Here is a 16,122-nt window from a genome sequence, read left to right on the forward strand (position 1 = left end):
CGCCGCGCAGTCGGCCGCCCGCAGCGCGGTCGGCGGCGGGGTCGGCGCAGCGGCGGGCTTCGCCGTCGGCACGGCTCCAGACGAGGCGGAAGACCCGCCGCCCCCGGGCGCCGCCTGCGCCAAGGCCTCGAGATCCCTCGCGCGCACCCGCATCACGCGCCTCAGGCAGGATACGGCCTCACGCTCCACCGGCCCCTGGCAGGCGCGGCGCTCGCCAAGCCAGGCGCGCTGCTCGCCCTGCAGCCGCGCGCGGTCCTGTTCGGAGGCGCGCTCCGTGATCGTCCGGAAGGCCGTGGCGATCTGGCGGTCGAGCCCGGCCAGGTCGCCGAAGGCGCAGATGTTGCGCTCATCCCAGGCGCGGGCGCGGGCGCAGTCGAAGGACGGCCCGGTCTGCGCGAAGACCGGAAGCGGCAGGGCGAGCAGCCCGAGCAGGACAAGACGGCGGATCATGGGGCGCACCGCAGCACAGCCCGGCCCGCCCCGTCCACCACGCAGGTCACTCGATCGACACACCCGCCGCCTGGACCACGGCGCGCCACTTCGCGACCTCGTCGGAGAGGAAGCGCAGCGTCGGTTCCGGCCCGCTCTCCGCCACCGGCTCGATGCCGATGGAAAGCAGTTCGGCCTGGAATTCCGCATCGCCCATGACGCGCCGCGTGGCGTCGGAGAGCACGGCCAGCACGTCCCGCGGCGTGCCGGCGGGTGCGGCGAGGATGTTGAAGGTGCTCGCCTCCGCCCCCGTGATGCCCTGTTCGGCGAGCGTCGGGATGTCGCGGTCCACCGCGCTGCGCGTCGGATGCATCACCGCGGTGATGCGGATGCGCCCGTCCTTGTGCAGCGCGTGCAGCGTGCCGAAGGTATCCACCTGGAAGGCCGTGGTGCCGGCCACTAGGTCCTGGATGGCCGGCCCGCTGCCGCGATAGGGGATGTGCTCCGCCCGCAGGTCCCCCGCCCGCGCCAGGAACAGCGCCGCGGAAAGGTGGTTCGAGGTGCCCACGCCCGAGGACCCGTAGGTGAGCCGCCCCGGCTGGTCCCGCAGCTTCGCCACCAGGTCCGCGGTCGTGCGCGCGCCGGTCTGCGGCCCCACCGCCAGCACGAAGGGCACCACGCCGAGCAGCGCGATCTGCTCGAAATCCTTCACCGGATCATAGAGCGGGCGGCGATAGACCAGCGGGCTGGTCACCGCCGAAGAGGAGGCATGGAAGATCAGCGAATACCCGTCCGGCCGCGACCGCGCGACGTCCTGCGCGCCGATCATGCCGCCCGCGCCGGCCTTGTTCTCGATCACCACCGTCTGGCCGAGGGCGCGCTGAAGCCTGTCCACGAAGCGCCTGGCGAAGACGTCGGTCGGCCCGCCGGGCGCGAAGGGCACCACCACCCGCACCGCGCGCGCGGGGAAGCGTTCCTGGCCGCGCACCGCCGGCGCGGCCAGCAGGGCGGCCGAACCCGCCACCAGGAAGACCCTGCGTTCCATGACGTTCCCTCCGTTTCGTTGCCGTCATCCTGCCGCGCACACCCGCCCTGCGCCAGCCGGGCTTTTCCGGCCGCCCGTCCTGGGCCACCCTGCACGCGCTGTGCATGAGGAGGAAACATGGCCGGGGCGCTCGATGGCCTGCGCGTGGTGGACCTGACGCGGGTGGTCGCCGGCCCGCTCTGCGCGCAGATGCTTGGCGACCTCGGCGCCGACGTCGCCAAGGTGGAGCGCCGGGGCGACGGCGACGACCTGCGCGCCCTCGGCCCGCCCTTCGTGAAGGGCAGCGAGGACAGCACCTATTTCGTCTCGCTGAACCGCAACAAGCGATCCGTCGCGGTGGACTTCGCCAGGCCCGAAGGCGCGGCGATCCTGAAGCGCATGGTCGCCAACGCCGACGTGCTGATCGAGAATTTCCGCCCCGGCACGCTCGCGCGCTACGGCCTCGGCTGGGATGACCTGCGCGCGATCAACCCGCGCCTGGTCTATTGCTCCGTCACCGGCTTCGGCCAGTCCGGCCCGTATTCCGGTCGCTCGGGCTACGACTTCGTCGCCCAGGCCATGGCCGGGCTGATGGAGGTGACGGGCGAGGCCGACGGGATGCCCGGCGGCGGGCCGCAGCGCGTCGGCGTGCCGGTGGCCGACATGTTCACCGGCTTCGCGGCCTGCGTCTCCATCCTCGCCGCGCTGCGGCACCGCGATGCGACCGGCGAGGGCCAGTACATCGACGTGAACCTCTTCGAGACCATGGCCTCGCTCATGCAGGCGCCGATGTCGTCCTGGCTGAATGCGGGCCGGCTGTTCCCGCGCAGCGGCAACGACAGCCCGGTCGCCGTGCCCTATGGCGTCTTCGAAGGCTCGGACGCGAAATTCGTGATCGGGGTGCTGAACGACCGGGAATTCGTGCGGCTCGCCGCGGCGCTCGGCCATCCCGAATGGTCGGACGATCCGCGCTTCCGGCGCGCGCGCGACCGCGCCGAGCATCGCGCGGCGCTGCTCGACCGGATGCGCACGCTGCTGAAGACGCGCCCGCGCGCGGAATGGCTCGCGAAGCTGGAAACGGCGAAGATCACTTCCGGCCCGATCAACACAGCGGCGGATGTCGAGGCCGACCCGCATCTTCAGGCACGCGGCCTGATCCGCGAGATCCCGCACCATGCCGGCGGGACGGTGCGCGTGGCGGGCTCGCCGCTGCATCTTTCGGCGACGCCCGCGGAATACCGCCGCGGCATCCCGGCACCCGGGGGCGATACCGAGGACGTGCTCGCGGATTTCGCCGGCATGGACCCGGCGGAGATCGCGGCGGCGAAGGCGGCCGGGATCGTCTGATACGGGCGGCAGCGATTGCTGGCACGGGGCCGAAGGTCGCTGCCGCCCGTATCACCTTGGTCTTGCACGCGACCGCCCCGCCAGCCCCGCGTGCGCGTACGCCCGGCGAATGATCCCCACTGCCGCCGACATCGCGGCGGTGGTCATGCGCCACAGCCGCTGCCCGGCTCCGCCGGGGCATTGAGGACGGGACCGATCCCCGACAGGATCGGAACCAGAGGAGACGCCCGATGACAGGCCTTCGTTTCGACCTGCGCGACCCGCCGCCCGGCGCAAGCGCCCTGCGCGCGGACGTTCGCGCCTTCATCGCGGAGCACGAGCACCGCTGGACGCCGGAAGTGCGCGCGCGCTCCTGGATGGGCTTCGACCGCGACTTCACCCGCGCGGTCGGCGCCAAGGGCTGGATCGGCATGTGCTGGCCAAAGCGGTACGGCGGCGGGGAGCGCAGCTTCCTCGATCGCAACATCGTGCTGGAGGAAATGCTCGCAGCCGGCGCGCCGGTCGGCGCGCACTGGATCGGCGACCGCCAGTCCGGGCCGCTGATCCTGCGCCTTGGCACGGAGGCGCAGCGGGCAAAGTTCCTGCCGAGGATCGTGACGGGCGAATACGCCTTCTGCATCGGGCTGTCCGAACCCGATTCAGGGTCGGATCTCGCCAGCCTGCGCACGCGCGCCGACAAGGTGGATGGCGGCTGGAAGCTCAACGGCCGGAAGATCTGGACCACCTTCGGCCATCTCTGCGACTGGATGATCGCGCTGGTGCGGACCTCCCCCGCGCCCGAAGGCGGGTCCAGGCACCAGGGCCTGTCGCAGGTGCTGGTCGACCTGAAGGCGCCGGGCGTCACCATCCGGCCGATCCGCGACCTGGTCGGCGAGGAGGGTTTCAACGAGATCACCTTCGACGACGTGATGCTGCCGGAGGACGCGCTGGTCGGGCAGGAAGGCGCCGGCTGGGCGCAATCCACCAGCGAACTCGCCTTCGAGCGCAGCGGGCCGGACCGCTACCTGTCCTCGCATCCGCTGCTCGAAGCCTCGCTCGATGCGCTGAAGGACGATGCCACGGCGGCGCCCGCGCTCGGCAGGCAGGTGGCGCGGCTCTGGACGCTGCGCGCCATGTCCACCGCCGTCGCCGGCATGCTGCAGGACGGCACCGATCCGGTGCGGCAGGCCGCGCTGGTGAAGGACCTCGGCAATGATTTCGAGCAGGCGCTGCCGCACAGGATGCGCGAGATGATGGATGTCGAGGCCATGCCCGAAGACATGCGCCGCATGCACGACTACCTGACGCAGATCACGCCGACCTTCTCCCTGCGTGGCGGCACGCGGGAGATCATGCGCGGCATCATCGCGCGCGAACTGGGGCTCCGCTGATGGATACGGGAATCGCCGCGGAACTCGCGGAACAGGTCACGCGCGCACTGGCCGACGCCACCGGCGTGGACACGCTGCGCGCGCTGGAATCGGGCGCCTTCCCGGACGCCGCCTGGAAGGCGCTGGACGGGCTCGGGCTCGCCACGGCGCTGGTGCCGGAAGAACAGGGCGGCGCGGGCCTCGGCTTCCAGGATGCGATGCCTCTGCTGGAAGCCCTGGGCCGCGCGGGCGCGCCCGTGCCGCTGGCGGAAGGCATCGCCGCCGCAGCGCTGCTCTCCGCCGCCGGGATCATGCCGCCGGACGGCGCGCTGACCTTCGCCGCTGCCGGCGCGCCGGTGCCCTGGGGCCGGCACGCCGCGCATGTCGCGCTGGTGGATGGTGCGCGCATCGCGCTCTACCCCGCCGCCGCGCTGCGCTGGACCGCGGGCACGAATATCGGCCGCGAACCGCGCGACGCCGCCGCCGTCATTGGCGCGCCGATCGCCGAAGGCACGCTGCCCAACGCCTGGGGCGGTGAAGCCGCGCTGCTGCTGACGGCGCTGGTGCGCGCCGCGCTGATCGCCGGCGCCATGTCCGCGGCCCTGGCGCTCGCCGTGGAGCACGCCAACACCCGCAAGCAGTTCGGCCGCCCGATTGGCCGCTTCCAGGCCGTGCAGCAGCAGCTCGCCGTCTTCGCGGCGGAAACCTCGGCCGCTTCCGTTGCCGCCGCCGCCGCCGCGCGCGCCGCCGACCGGCGCGGCCTCGCCGCCGCCGCCTTCGAGATCGGCTGCGCCAAGGTCACCGCCGGCGAAGCCGCCGCGAAGGGCGCGGCCATCGCCCACCAGGTGCTCGCCGCCATGGGCATCACGGAGGAGCACGCGCTCCATCACCTCACGCGCCGCCTCTGGTCCTGGCGCGACGACGGCGGTTCCGAACGCTTCTGGTCCGCACGCATCGGGGCGCTTGTGCAGGGCGCGCCTGCCGGCGTGCTTGTGCACGGCGCGCCCGCCGGTGCGCTTGTGCACGGCGCGCCTGCCGGCGCGACCCAGGCCGGCGGCCATCTCTGGACCTTCCTGACTTCCCGCGACGAGGACACTTCCGCATGACCGGTTTCCTGAAGATCGAGCGCGACGGCCATGTCGTCACCCTCACGCTGAACCGGCCGGAGAAGCGCAACGCGATCTCCTCCGCCGAGGAATGCGCCGAGGTCGCCGATGCCTGCCGCGCCCTGAACCGCGACGGCTCCGCGCGCGTGGTGATCGTGACCGGCGCGGGCTCCGCCTTCTGCGCCGGCGGTGACCTCAAGGGCATGCGCGACCGCACCGGCATCACCAGGGGCGAGACCGGCGCCGAGATGCGGGATTCCTACCGCTTCGGCATCCAGATGATCCCGCTCGCGCTGTACGAGATGGACATCCCGACCATCGCGGCCATCAACGGGCCGGCGATCGGGGCCGGGCTCGACCTCGCCTGCATGTGCGACATCCGCATCGCGTCCGAGACCGCGCGCTTCGCGGAATCCTTCGTGAAGGTCGGCATCGTGCCGGGCGACGGCGGCGCCTACCTGCTGCCGAAGGTCGTCGGCATGTCGAAGGCGCTCGAGATGTCGCTGACCGGCGATGCCATCAACCCGGCCGAGGCGCTGGCCTGCGGCCTGGTTTCCAAGGTGGTGGCGCCGGACGATCTGCTGCCGGCCGCGCGGGACATGGCGCACCGCATCGCCGTGAACCCGCCCCAGGCCGTGCGCCTGACCAAGCGCCTGCTGCGCGAGAGCCAGCACATGCGCCTGTCCACGCTGCTCGAGATGTCGGCAGCCTACCAGGCGCTCGCGCATGGGACGCGCGATCATCGGGAAGCGGTCGATTCCATGCTGGAAAAGCGCGCGCCGCATTTCGAGGGGCGCTGACGCGTCTGGAGGGGCTCCGCCCCTCCAGACCTCCCCGCCAAAGGCCGAAAGGCCTTTGGAAACCATTCCTCGGGCCCGGCGCGAGGGGCAGCGCCCCTCCGGTCAGCCGTAATCCTCGTCCAGCCGCTGGAAGCGCGGCAGATCCACCAAGTCGCTGAACTCCGCATAGCCCATCAACGCCCCGGCGGCCGCGGCAGGCGTGCCGTCGCGCTGCAGCACGGCCAATGCATCCGCCATGGCCTTCGCCGCGGCGAACAACGCCGTCACGGCGTAGAGCACGACGGAAAAGCCCATCTGCTCCAATGCCTGCGCCGTCAGCGCCGTGGTCTCGTTGCCGTCCACGATGCTGACGACCTTCGGGCCAGGCACATGGCGCGCGACATGCTCGACCTCCGCGATGCGCTTGATGCCGTCCACGAATACCAGGTCCACGCCGGCGTCGCGGTACATCAGCGCGCGGCGCACCGCTTCCTCGGGCCCCATCGCGGGCATGGCGTCGGTGCGGCCGATCACCAGCGGCCCGCCCGGCGCGCGTGACGCCACGGCGCAGCGCAGCCGCCGCGCCGCCTCCTCCGCCGGGATCAGCCTGATGCCCGCGAGTTGCCCGCACCGCTTCGGCGCCACCTGGTCTTCCAGATGGATCGCGGCGACGCCGGCCTGGGCGTATTCCTCCATCGTCCGCGCGATGTTCGCCGGGCCGCCATAGCCGGTGTCCGCATCGGCGATGATCGGGATGGAGACCGCGCGCGCCATGTCGCGCGCATGGGTCGTCATCTCCGTCTGCGTCAGCAGCCCGATGTCCGGCCGCCCCAGCCTCGCCGCCGTCGCGCCGAAGCCGGTCATGTAGATCGCCTCGAAGCCGGCGCGCTCGATCAGCCGCGCGGCCAGCGCATCGGGAGCACCCGGCGCGGAGAGGATGCCGCCCCGGGCGAGGCGGCCTCGAAGGCGATCGGCTGCTGTCATGCGGGCGTTTCCATGTGTCCTGGAGCAAATCCCGATCAGGTGGACTCACCTGGTCGGGTGAGGATGCTCGTAAAAACGAAGGTGTTCGTGAGCCCGGGCAAACGGAAACCGCTCCGGCGCTGCCGCCAGCATGGCCCGCACCCGCCGCCCCGCCAATGTGCCGGCGGTCAAGCCGGATCGAGCCGCAACACCTTCCCCTGGTCCTCGTCGGTCAGCAGATAGACCCGGCCGTCCGGCCCCACCACCACATGGCGCAGCCGCGTCCCGCCCCAGAGCAGCCGTTCCTCCGCCGTCACCCGGTCGCCCTCGGTGGTCAGCCGCACCAGCCCCGGCGTGCTGAGCGCGGCGACGAACAGGCTGCCGCGCCAGCCCGGAAAGGCCGCGCCGTCGTAGAAGGCGATGCCCGAGGGACTCACCGAGGGCACCCAGACATGGATGGGATCCTCCATCCCCGGCGCCGATGTTTCACGGGAAATGCGCGGCCCCCAGTATTCGCGACCATGGCTGACCACGGGCCAGCCATGATTGGCCCCGCGGCGGATGACGTTGATCTCATCCCCGCCGCGCGGGCCGAACTCGGCCTCCCAGAGGCTGCCGGTCCAGGGGTTCACGGCCAGCCCCTGCGGATTGCGGTGGCCGTAGGACCAGATCTCCGGCCGCGCCCCCGCCTGGCCGGCGAAGGGATTGTCCGCCGGCACGCGTCCGTCGCGCGTCAGGCGGATCACCTTGCCCGCCAGGTCGCCCAGCCGCTGGGCGCGGGCGCGCTCGTTGCGCTCGCCCGTCGAGAGATAGAGATGCCCGTCGCGCCCGAACGCGATGCGGCAGCCGAAATGCAGCCGCCCACTGGCCTGGGCCGGCGCCGCGTCCAGCACGCGCCGCAGCCCGGTCAGCCCGTCCGCGCCGGGCGATAGCCGCGCCGTCACCAGCCGGGTCAGCGCACCGCCTTCCGCCGCCGCGGCCTGGCACAGGAAGACATCCCGCGTGCGCTCGAAATCCGGCGCCAGCGCAATGTCGAGCAGCCCGCCCTGGCCGCCCTGTTCGACCTGCGGCACGCCGGCGAGCGGCGCCGAGACACGGCCGTCCGGCGTAATCCGCCGCAGCCGGCCCGGCCGCTCCGTCACCAGCATCGAGCCATCCGGAAGGAAGGTCGCGCCCCAGGGATGCTCGAGTCCGCTCGCGAAGACCGAGACGCGGAAGGTCGCGCGCTCGGAAGCGATGGGCTGCTCCTGCGCAACGGCCGGCGTGGTCAGGAGCAGGAGAGCGATCAGCATGCGGCGCATCATGCGCGGGACTTGGCCCCGACCCGCCCGGTGCGCAACCGCCCTGCCCTTTGCGGCCCCGCCTCGCCGGTGCAGGCTTCTCCTTACAGGAGGAAGCGAACCATGCAGGACAACACCCGCTTCGACGGGCGCGTCGCCATCGTCACCGGGGCCGGATCGCGCGATCCCGGCACCGGCACCACCACCATCGGCAATGGCCGCGCGATCTCGGTGCTGCTCGCCCGCCGCGGCGCGCGCGTGCTGCTGCTCGACGTGGAGCGCGCCTGGCTGCACGGCACGGAGGAGATGATCCGAGCAGAGGGCGGCACCTGCGCCGCCGCCGTCTGCGACGTGGCGAAGCCGTCCGACTGCCAGCGCGCGGTCGCCGAGGCCATGCGCCTCTGGGGCCGCGTCGACATCCTGGTGAACAATGTCGGCATCAGCGGCCCGCCCGGCGACGCCACCGTGGTGGACGAGACCGCCTGGGACCACGCCATGCAGGTCAACGTGAAGTCGGTGATGCTGATGGCGAAATACGCCGTGCCCGAGATGCGCAGGCAGGGCGCCGGCGCGATCGTGAACCTCGCCTCTGTCGCCGGCCTGCAGGGCGGGCATCCGGGCCTGGCCTACGCCACCACCAAGGGCGCCATCGTGCAGATGACCCGCGCCATGGCCGCGCATCATGGCGGCGACCTGATCCGCGTGAACGCGGTGGCGCCCGGCTACGTCTACACGCCGATGGTCGCCTCCCGCGGCATGTCGGAGGAACTGCGCGAGCACCGCGCCACCGCAGGGATGCTGAAGGTCGAGGGCAGTGCCTGGGACGTGGCGGAGGCGGCCTGCTTCCTCGCCTCACCCGCCGCGCGCTGGATCACCGGCGTCACGCTGCCGGTCGATGCCGGGCGCTCGGCCGGGAATGTGGGCGCGACGCCGAAGCCGTCCGGGCTGACGCGATAACGGTGGCCGGGGCGCGCGCGATGCGTGCCCCACCTAGAGCGGTTTCCGTTCGCCTCGGCTCACGAACACCGCTCCAGGCCTTTGTTCTTGCGAGCATCTTCACCCGATCAGGTGAGTCCACCTGATCGGGATCTGCCCTACCCCGCACGAGCCATATCGACGGCATCGGCGAGGCGTAAGAATTCTTTAACGCCAATGACACCGCCACAGGCGGGCGAGGGCGGGGCCTCGCCCTTATCCGGTCACGTAAAGTTTTACAGCCGGAGATGCGCCCGTGTCGGGAACCCAACTCAGCGCCACCACTGCCTTCACCGTCGCCCATGCGGCGGCGAATGGGTCGGCAGCCCTCAACGCCGAAGTCACGGCCTATGACCCGACGACGGGCCTGCTCTTCGTTGTCGCGCCGGGCGGCCTCGACATCATCGACCCGATCAGCGGCGCGATCCTCGACAGCTTCGACACCGGCGCCATTGGGCATATCAACAGCGTCGCCGTGCATGACGGCGTCCTCGCCGTCGCGCTGGAAGGCCTCGCGAAGACCGGCGCCGGCACCGTGCTCGTCATCGACGTCACGCGCAGCGGCGACACCGTCACGCTCACCGAGCGCTATGCCCCCGTCATCGTCGGTGCCCAGCCCGACCAGATCACCTTCACCCCGGACGGCACGAAGCTGCTGACCGCCAATGAAGGCGAGCCAAACTCCTACGGCCTGGTGGACAGCATCGACCCCGAGGGTTCGGTCAGCATCATCGACGTCGCGACCGGCGTCGTCGCGACCGCCGGCTTCACCGCCTTCGAATCCGCCAAGGCCGCGCTGCTCGCCGACGGTGTGCGGATCTATGGGCCCGGCGCGACCGTCGCGCAGGACCTCGAGCCCGAATACATCGCGATCGATCCGAACGATCCCACCAAGGCCTATGTGACGCTGCAGGAGGCCAATGCGATCGGCGTCCTCGACATCCCGAGCGCGACCTTCACGGACATCCTCGCCCTCGGCTTCAAGGACCATTCGCTCGCGGGCAACGAGATCTCGGTGAATGACCGGGACAATGTCTTCGCGCCGACGACCTTCGACAACGTCTACGGCATGTACCTGCCGGATGCGATCAAGGCCGTGGACATCGGCGGCACCACCTACCTGATCACGGCGAACGAGGGCGACTCCCGCGCCGACTGGCCGGGCTTCAACGAGGAAGTGCGGGTTACCAGCCTCCTCCTCGACCCGACCGCCTTCCCGGATGCCACGGTCAATGCGCAGCTCGGCCGGCTCACCGTTACCAAGACCATGGGCGACACGGATGGGGATGGCGACTACGACCATCTCTACGTCTTCGGCGGCCGATCCTTCAGCGTGTGGAACACGGACGGCACGCTGGTCCATGACAGCGGCAACCTGCTCGACACGCTGGTCGCGACGCATTTCCCTGCCAACTACGACGAGGATCGCGACGACAACAAGGGCGTCGAGCCGGAGAGCCTGTCGATCGGCAGCATCAACGGCGAGACCTACCTCTTCGTCGGGCTGGAGCGCGCCGACGGCGTCGCCTCCTTCCGCATCGACGCCCCGGACAAGTTCACCTTCACCGGCTTCTTCTCCACCCCCGGAGACGACGCGCCGGAGGTGATCACCTTCGTCCCCGCCGCGGATTCACCGACGGGCACGCCGCTGCTCATCGCGCCGAACGAGGGCAGCGCCACCACCAGCCTCTACGAGATCAACGCCACCTTCACGCTGCAACTGCTGCACTTCTCGGACGGCGAGGCCGGGCTGCTCGCCTCGCGGACGGCGCCGAACCTGGCCGCGCTGGTCGATGCCTTCGACGACGACTACGCCAATACGCTGATCCTCTCGGGCGGCGACAACTACATCCCCGGGCCCTTCCTCGCGGCGGGCACCGATCCCTCGGTCGCCGCGACGCACAGCCGCGGCAACAATCCGGGCGCGGCCGACATCGAGATCCACAACCGGATCGGCGTCGAGGCCTCCACCGTCGGCAACCATGAATTCGACCTCGGCACCAACGCTTTCGCCGACGCCGTGGCCGACGCCGCCTTCCCCTACCTGACGGCAAACCTGAACTTCGCGGCCGACGGCGCGCTCTCCGGCCGCTTCACCGACACGACGGCGACCGCGGGGCTCGAGAACGCCGCGAACCTCGCCGGCCGCATCGTCCCCTCGGCCGTGGTGCAGAAGGGCAATGAACTCGTCGGCCTCGTCGGCGTGACGACCCAGCTGCTCGAATCCCTCTCCTCGGCCGGCGGCGTCGAGGTGGCGGGCTTCGCCGGCGACGGCAGCGAGGCCAACGACATGGCCATGCTCGCCGCGCAGCTGCAGCCGGTCATCGACGACCTGACCGCGCAGGGCGTCAACAAGATCGTGTTGATGGCGCACCTCCAGCAGATCACCTTCGAGCAGGAACTCGCGCCGCTGCTGAAGGGCGTGGACATCATCCTCGCGGCCGGTTCCAACACCCGCCTGGGCGACGCCGACGACGGCGCCGTGGCCTTCCCCGGCCATGCGCCGGACTTCGCCAACACCTACCCGATCCTTGCCAACGGCGCGGACGGCGGCACCACGCTGATCGTCAACACCGACAACGAGTACACCTATCTCGGCCGCCTGGTCGTCGAGTTCGACGCCGAGGGCCGGATCATCGCCGACAGCCTCGACGCGTCGGTCAACGGCGCCTACGCCGCCACCACGGCGAACGTCGCCGCGGCCTGGGGCGTGAGCGAGGCCGACCTCGCCACCACCGCCTTCGCCGAAGGCACCAAGGGCGACCGGGTCGCCGACATCACCGGGACGGTGCAGGCCGTGATCAACGCCAAGGACGGCGAGATCTGGGGCTACAGCAACGTCTACCTGGAAGGCGAGCGCAACCAGGTCCGCAACCAGGAGACCAACCTCGGCAACATCACCGCCGATGCGAACCTGCATGTGGCGCAGGTGGCGCTCGGCGGCGGGGTGCTGGTCGGCTCGCTCAAGAACGCCGGCGGCATCCGCGCGCAGATCGGCGCCATCGACGTCGTCACCGGGGAGAAGGAGCCGCCGCTCGCCAACCCCGAGGCGAACAAGCCGAAAGGCGCCGTCTCGACCCTCGACATCGAGAACGCGCTGCGCTTCGACAACAAGCTGATGGTGTTCGACACCACGGCGGCCGGGCTGAAGGCGATCCTCGAGCACGGCGTCGCGTCGCTCGGCAACCAGGGCCGCTATCCGCAGATCGGCGGCCTCAGCGTCTCCTACGATCCGGACAACGCCCCCGGGTCCCGCGTGGTCAACCTCGCGGTGGTGGACGCGAATGGGACGGTCATCGCCCGCCTGGTCGAAGACGGCGTCGTCAGCGCCGACGCGCCGGCCAGCATCTCGATGGTGACGCTGAACTTCCTCGCCAACAACGGCGACGGCTACCCGGTCAAGGTGAACGGCGAGAACTTCCGCTACCTCCTCGCCGATGGCACGCTCGGGCCCGCGCTCGACGAGAGCCTGGACTTCGTCGCCGTCGCCCCCGCGAATGCGCTGGGCGAGCAGCAGGCGATGAAGGACCACATGGCGGCGAACCACGCCACGCCCGCGACCGCCTTCGACGAGGCGGACACGCCCGCGACCGGCGACGAACGCGTGCAGGACCTGAACAAGCGCGTCGTGGACACCGTCTTCGAGGGCATCACGCTCACCGGTCGCGATCTCCTGGAAGGCACGGCGGGCGACGACGTGCTGACGGGCGGCTTCGGCAACGACACCATCCTCGGCGGGCTCGGCAACGACACCCTCACGAGCGACATCGGGGCCGACAGCATCGACGCCGGCGGCGGGGCCGACAGCATCCACTCGGGCAACGGCCACGACACGGTGCTCGCCGGCGACGGCAACGACACCGTGGATGCGGGCTACCAGCATGACCTGATCGACGGCGGCGCCGGCGACGACGTGCTGCTGACCGGCCACGGCAACGACACCGCGCTCGGCGGGGCCGGCAACGACCTCATCATCGGCGATGTGGGCGAGGACAGCCTGCTCGGCGGCGAGGGGAACGACACGCTCGACGGCGGCTACTACGCCGACGCGCTGGACGGCGGAGCGGGGGACGACTCGCTCTCGGGCGGGCTGGGCCGCGACACGCTGCTCGGCGGCGACGGCAACGACACGCTCGACGGCGGTTATCTCCATGACCTGCTGGATGGCGGCAATGGCGACGACATCCTGCTCGCCGGCTACGGCAACGACACCGTGACCGGCGGCGAAGGCAACGACCTGCTGCTGGGCGGCGCCGGCAATGACAGCCTGCTGGGCGGGGCGGGTGCCGACACCATCCTGGGCGAGATGGGCGCCGACACCATCCTCGGCGGCGCGGGCGACGACGTGCTGAGCGGCGGCTTCGGCGCCGACCTCTTCGTCTTCGGCCCTGGCGGCGGCCACGACGTGGTCACCGATTTCCGCCCGATGGATCGGATCCTGCTGGAGGAGGGCGTCGGCGTGCTCGGCTTCCGCACCGGCCATTTCGGCGGCGCCGCGACGCTGGACACGGTCATCGACCTCGACGATGGCGGGTCCATCACCCTGTTCGACTTCCGGACCAGCGATCCCGACGCGCTGTTCCTCGCGTGAGCCGAAGGGGCAGGCGGGGATGGCCCGCCTGCCCTGCCGGAGGAGACAAGGGTAGCGGGGCGGCCGCCCTTGTCCTTTCTTGAACGAAGCGCGAACATCGCGCATGGACGCCCCTGCCCGCACCCTCTCCGTCACCCGTGCCGCAGCGCGGTTCTGCGCCCTGCGCGGCTGGGCGCCGGTCGAGCAGGTGCGGCTGCCCGACGGCCGCCGGGCCGACATCCTCGCCCTGCTGCCGACCGGCGATTTCGCGATCCTGGAAGTGAAGTCCTGCGCGCGGGACTTCCTGTCGGACGGCAAATGGCCGGACTACCGCGCCTGGTGCGACCGGCTCTACTTCGCCGTGGACCTGGATTTCCCGCAGGAACTGCTGCCGGAGGACGCCGGCCTCGTGGTGGCGGAGGATCGCGACGCGGCCCTGCTGCGGGAAGCGCCGGAGCACCGGCTGGCCCCGGCGCGGCGGCGCTCCCTGCTGCACCGCTACGCGATGCTGGCCGGCGGGCGGCTCGCGGCGCTCTCGGATCCGGCCGGCGCCGCGGAACTGCGCGCCGCCCTGCGGGTGGATTAGAGCAGATCCCGATCAGGTGGAATCACCTGATCGGGTGAAGATGCTCGCTCAAACATGGCGAGAGTGGCTTCCACCGAAGTGGAAGCCACTCTCGCGCGCCGGGGTCAGCCCCGGATGCGCGCCACCGTCGCCGTGGTGGAATTGCCCGGCAGCAACTCGGCGAGTTTCACCTGCCCGCCGTAGTCGAGCACGATCTCCCCGCCGACCACCTGGTCCACCGTGTAGTCCGCGCCCTTCACCAGCACATCGGGCCGGATGACGCGGATCAGTTCGACCGGCGTGTCCTCGTCGAACAGCGCGACGCAGTCCACCGTGGCAAGCGAGGCCAGGACGGCTGCCCGTGCCGCCTCCGACTGGATCGGCCGCGCCGCGCCCTTCAGCCGCTTCACGCTCGCATCCGTGTTGAGCCCGACGACCAGCCGGTCGCACCAGGACCGCGCCTGCTCCAGCAGGTGGACATGCCCGGGGTGCAGCAGGTCGAAGCAGCCATTGGTGAAGCCGATGCGCCAGCCGCGGCGGCGCCAGCGTTCCACCTGCTCGATGGCCGCGGAGCGCGACATCACCTTGCGCAGCGCGCCGCGCTCGGGCGTCAGGGCCTCGAGCAACTCCTCCTCACGCGCCACCGCCGTGCCGACCTTGCCGACCACGATGCCGGCCGCGATGTTCGCCAGCCGCGCGGCCACCGGCAGCCCCAGCCCTGCAGCCAGCCCGGCCGACAGCGTCGCCACCACCGTGTCCCCGGCGCCGGAGACGTCGTGGACCTCCGCGGCCTCGGCGGGGAAGTGGTGGACATGCTCGCCGTCGAGCAGCGTCATCCCGTCCTCGCTGCGCGTCACCAGCACGGCGCCGAAGCGGTGCGCGGCCTTGAGCGCGCGCATGGCGGCGAGGATCGCCTCCTCACTGTCCACCGGCATGCCGGTCGCTTCCGCGAGCTCGGCACGGTTCGGCGTGACGATGTCGGCCCCGTCGTAACGCGAATAGTCGCGCCCCTTGGGGTCCACCACCACCGGGCGGCCGGCGGCGTGGGCGGCGTCGATCAGGCGCCTGGCGGTCTCGCCGTCCAGCACGCCCTTGCCGTAGTCGGAGAGCACCAGCACGGTCGTCGCGGCCACGGCATCGCCGGCGATCTTCACCATGCGGTCGGCGAGGCGCGGATGGATGCCCTGCACCACCTCCTGGTCCGCGCGCAGCATGTGCTGGCCGCTGGCGATGAAGCGCGTCTTGGTGGTGGTGTGGCGGCCGCCCTGCACCAGCAGCCAGGGCTCGACGCCCGGCTGGCCGCCGATCAGGCCCGTCAGGTCGCTGCCCGCCTGGTCGTCCCCGACCACCGAGACGAAGGCGACCGCGGCGCCGAGTGCCGTGAGGTTGCGCACCACGTTGCCGGCGCCGCCGGGCATGGCGACCTCGCGTTCCACCGCCAGCACGGGCACGGGGGCCTCGGGGCTGATGCGGCGGACCACGCCATAGACGTAGCGATCAAGCATGGCATCGCCGACCACCAGCACGGAGGCGCGGCGAAGCGCACGTACGGCAGCGACGAGGTCGGCGACGGGCGGTTCCGGCATCGGCCGGTCGGCGTCGAAGGCGGGGCCTACCATGCGGAAGCCCTAGCCCAGCCCCCTGTTGCGACGCAAGGTAACGGAAGAGTCTTTATGTGCCCTCAGACGCCGGGCGGCGGCCATCCGGCCGCCTTGGCTTCGCGCGTGCGGGGCAT

Annotated in this window: 12 protein-coding genes; 7 read left to right on the forward strand and 5 right to left on the reverse strand. The window is 71.3% G+C overall.

The window, feature by feature from the left end; translation table 11 throughout:
• On the reverse strand, nucleotides 1–450 hold a 450-nt coding region (locus GXW76_RS18425; RefSeq protein ID WP_211863564.1), incomplete at its 3' end, for a lysozyme inhibitor LprI family protein.
• A gap of 46 nt (nucleotides 451–496) precedes the next feature.
• On the reverse strand, nucleotides 497–1,474 hold the full coding sequence (locus GXW76_RS18430) for a Bug family tripartite tricarboxylate transporter substrate binding protein (RefSeq protein ID WP_211863565.1): 978 nt from the start codon (nucleotides 1,472–1,474) through the stop codon (nucleotides 497–499).
• Nucleotides 1,475–1,591: 117 nt separating this feature from the next.
• Here GXW76_RS18430 and GXW76_RS18435 point away from each other — a divergent pair, with 117 nt between their 5' ends.
• The 4 genes from GXW76_RS18435 (at nucleotide 1,592) to GXW76_RS18450 (ending at nucleotide 6,055) form a co-directional block, all read left to right on the forward strand.
• Nucleotides 1,592–2,800: a CaiB/BaiF CoA transferase family protein gene (locus tag GXW76_RS18435; protein WP_211863566.1), complete on the forward strand. Its 1,209-nt coding sequence runs from the start codon at nucleotides 1,592–1,594 to the stop codon at nucleotides 2,798–2,800.
• A 230-nt stretch (nucleotides 2,801–3,030) separates the two neighbouring features.
• Nucleotides 3,031–4,170, forward strand: coding sequence for an acyl-CoA dehydrogenase family protein (locus tag GXW76_RS18440; protein ID WP_211863567.1), 1,140 nt, complete (start codon nucleotides 3,031–3,033; stop codon nucleotides 4,168–4,170).
• A complete protein-coding gene (locus tag GXW76_RS18445; protein WP_211863568.1) occupies nucleotides 4,170–5,255 on the forward strand; it encodes an acyl-CoA dehydrogenase family protein in 1,086 nt (361 codons plus the stop codon). Before GXW76_RS18440 ends, GXW76_RS18445 begins: the two co-directional genes overlap by 1 nt.
• Nucleotides 5,252–6,055: a crotonase/enoyl-CoA hydratase family protein gene (locus GXW76_RS18450; RefSeq protein ID WP_211863569.1), complete on the forward strand. Its 804-nt coding sequence runs from the start codon at nucleotides 5,252–5,254 to the stop codon at nucleotides 6,053–6,055. The genes GXW76_RS18445 and GXW76_RS18450 overlap by 4 nt, the downstream gene beginning before the upstream one ends.
• 102 nt (nucleotides 6,056–6,157) lie before the next feature.
• On the opposite strand, the gene GXW76_RS18455 is transcribed toward GXW76_RS18450, so the two are convergent.
• Both GXW76_RS18455 and GXW76_RS18460 read right to left on the reverse strand, forming a co-directional pair.
• On the reverse strand, nucleotides 6,158–7,018 hold the full coding sequence (locus tag GXW76_RS18455; protein WP_211863570.1) for an isocitrate lyase/PEP mutase family protein: 861 nt from the start codon (nucleotides 7,016–7,018) through the stop codon (nucleotides 6,158–6,160).
• A 167-nt stretch (nucleotides 7,019–7,185) separates the two neighbouring features.
• Entirely contained in the window at nucleotides 7,186–8,289 is a 1,104-nt protein-coding gene (locus GXW76_RS18460) for a PQQ-dependent sugar dehydrogenase (protein WP_246514499.1), read from the reverse strand.
• Nucleotides 8,290–8,400: 111 nt separating this feature from the next.
• On the opposite strand from GXW76_RS18460, the gene GXW76_RS18465 reads away from it, so the two are divergent.
• From GXW76_RS18465 to GXW76_RS18475, 3 genes are all read left to right on the forward strand, one after another.
• Nucleotides 8,401–9,234 (forward strand): SDR family NAD(P)-dependent oxidoreductase, encoded by an 834-nt coding sequence (locus GXW76_RS18465; protein ID WP_211863571.1) that lies wholly within the window; start codon nucleotides 8,401–8,403, stop codon nucleotides 9,232–9,234.
• 274 nt (nucleotides 9,235–9,508) lie between these two features.
• On the forward strand, nucleotides 9,509–13,843 hold the full coding sequence (locus GXW76_RS18470) for a choice-of-anchor I family protein (protein ID WP_211863572.1): 4,335 nt from the start codon (nucleotides 9,509–9,511) through the stop codon (nucleotides 13,841–13,843).
• A gap of 103 nt (nucleotides 13,844–13,946) precedes the next feature.
• On the forward strand, nucleotides 13,947–14,408 hold the full coding sequence (locus GXW76_RS18475; protein ID WP_211863573.1) for an MmcB family DNA repair protein: 462 nt from the start codon (nucleotides 13,947–13,949) through the stop codon (nucleotides 14,406–14,408).
• Nucleotides 14,409–14,512: 104 nt separating this feature from the next.
• Here the strand turns inward: GXW76_RS18475 and rfaE1 are convergent, their stop codons facing one another.
• Entirely contained in the window at nucleotides 14,513–15,973 is a 1,461-nt protein-coding gene (gene rfaE1, locus GXW76_RS18480) for a D-glycero-beta-D-manno-heptose-7-phosphate kinase (RefSeq protein ID WP_211863587.1), read from the reverse strand.
• Nucleotides 15,974–16,122 lie beyond the last annotated feature (149 nt).

The organism is Neoroseomonas soli (genome assembly GCF_018129065.1).
GTDB classification, from domain to species: Bacteria; Pseudomonadota; Alphaproteobacteria; order Acetobacterales; family Acetobacteraceae; genus Neoroseomonas; species Neoroseomonas soli.

Bases quoted from the DNA above. Each gene is read 5' to 3' on its own strand.
- GXW76_RS18455 (WP_211863570.1), bottom strand. From the start codon at position 7,018: ATGACAGCAGCCGATCGCCTTCGAGGCCGCCTCGCCCGGGGCGGCATC.
- GXW76_RS18435 (WP_211863566.1), top strand. From the start codon at position 1,592: ATGGCCGGGGCGCTCGATGGCCTGCGCGTGGTGGACCTGACGCGGGTG.
- GXW76_RS18430 (WP_211863565.1), bottom strand. From the start codon at position 1,474: ATGGAACGCAGGGTCTTCCTGGTGGCGGGTTCGGCCGCCCTGCTGGCC.
- GXW76_RS18460 (WP_246514499.1), bottom strand. From the start codon at position 8,289: ATGCTGATCGCTCTCCTGCTCCTGACCACGCCGGCCGTTGCGCAGGAG.
- GXW76_RS18475 (WP_211863573.1), top strand. From the start codon at position 13,947: ATGGACGCCCCTGCCCGCACCCTCTCCGTCACCCGTGCCGCAGCGCGG.
- GXW76_RS18450 (WP_211863569.1), top strand. From the start codon at position 5,252: ATGACCGGTTTCCTGAAGATCGAGCGCGACGGCCATGTCGTCACCCTC.
- GXW76_RS18465 (WP_211863571.1), top strand. From the start codon at position 8,401: ATGCAGGACAACACCCGCTTCGACGGGCGCGTCGCCATCGTCACCGGG.
- GXW76_RS18445 (WP_211863568.1), top strand. From the start codon at position 4,170: ATGGATACGGGAATCGCCGCGGAACTCGCGGAACAGGTCACGCGCGCA.
- GXW76_RS18440 (WP_211863567.1), top strand. From the start codon at position 3,031: ATGACAGGCCTTCGTTTCGACCTGCGCGACCCGCCGCCCGGCGCAAGC.
- rfaE1 (WP_211863587.1), bottom strand. From the start codon at position 15,973: ATGCCGGAACCGCCCGTCGCCGACCTCGTCGCTGCCGTACGTGCGCTT.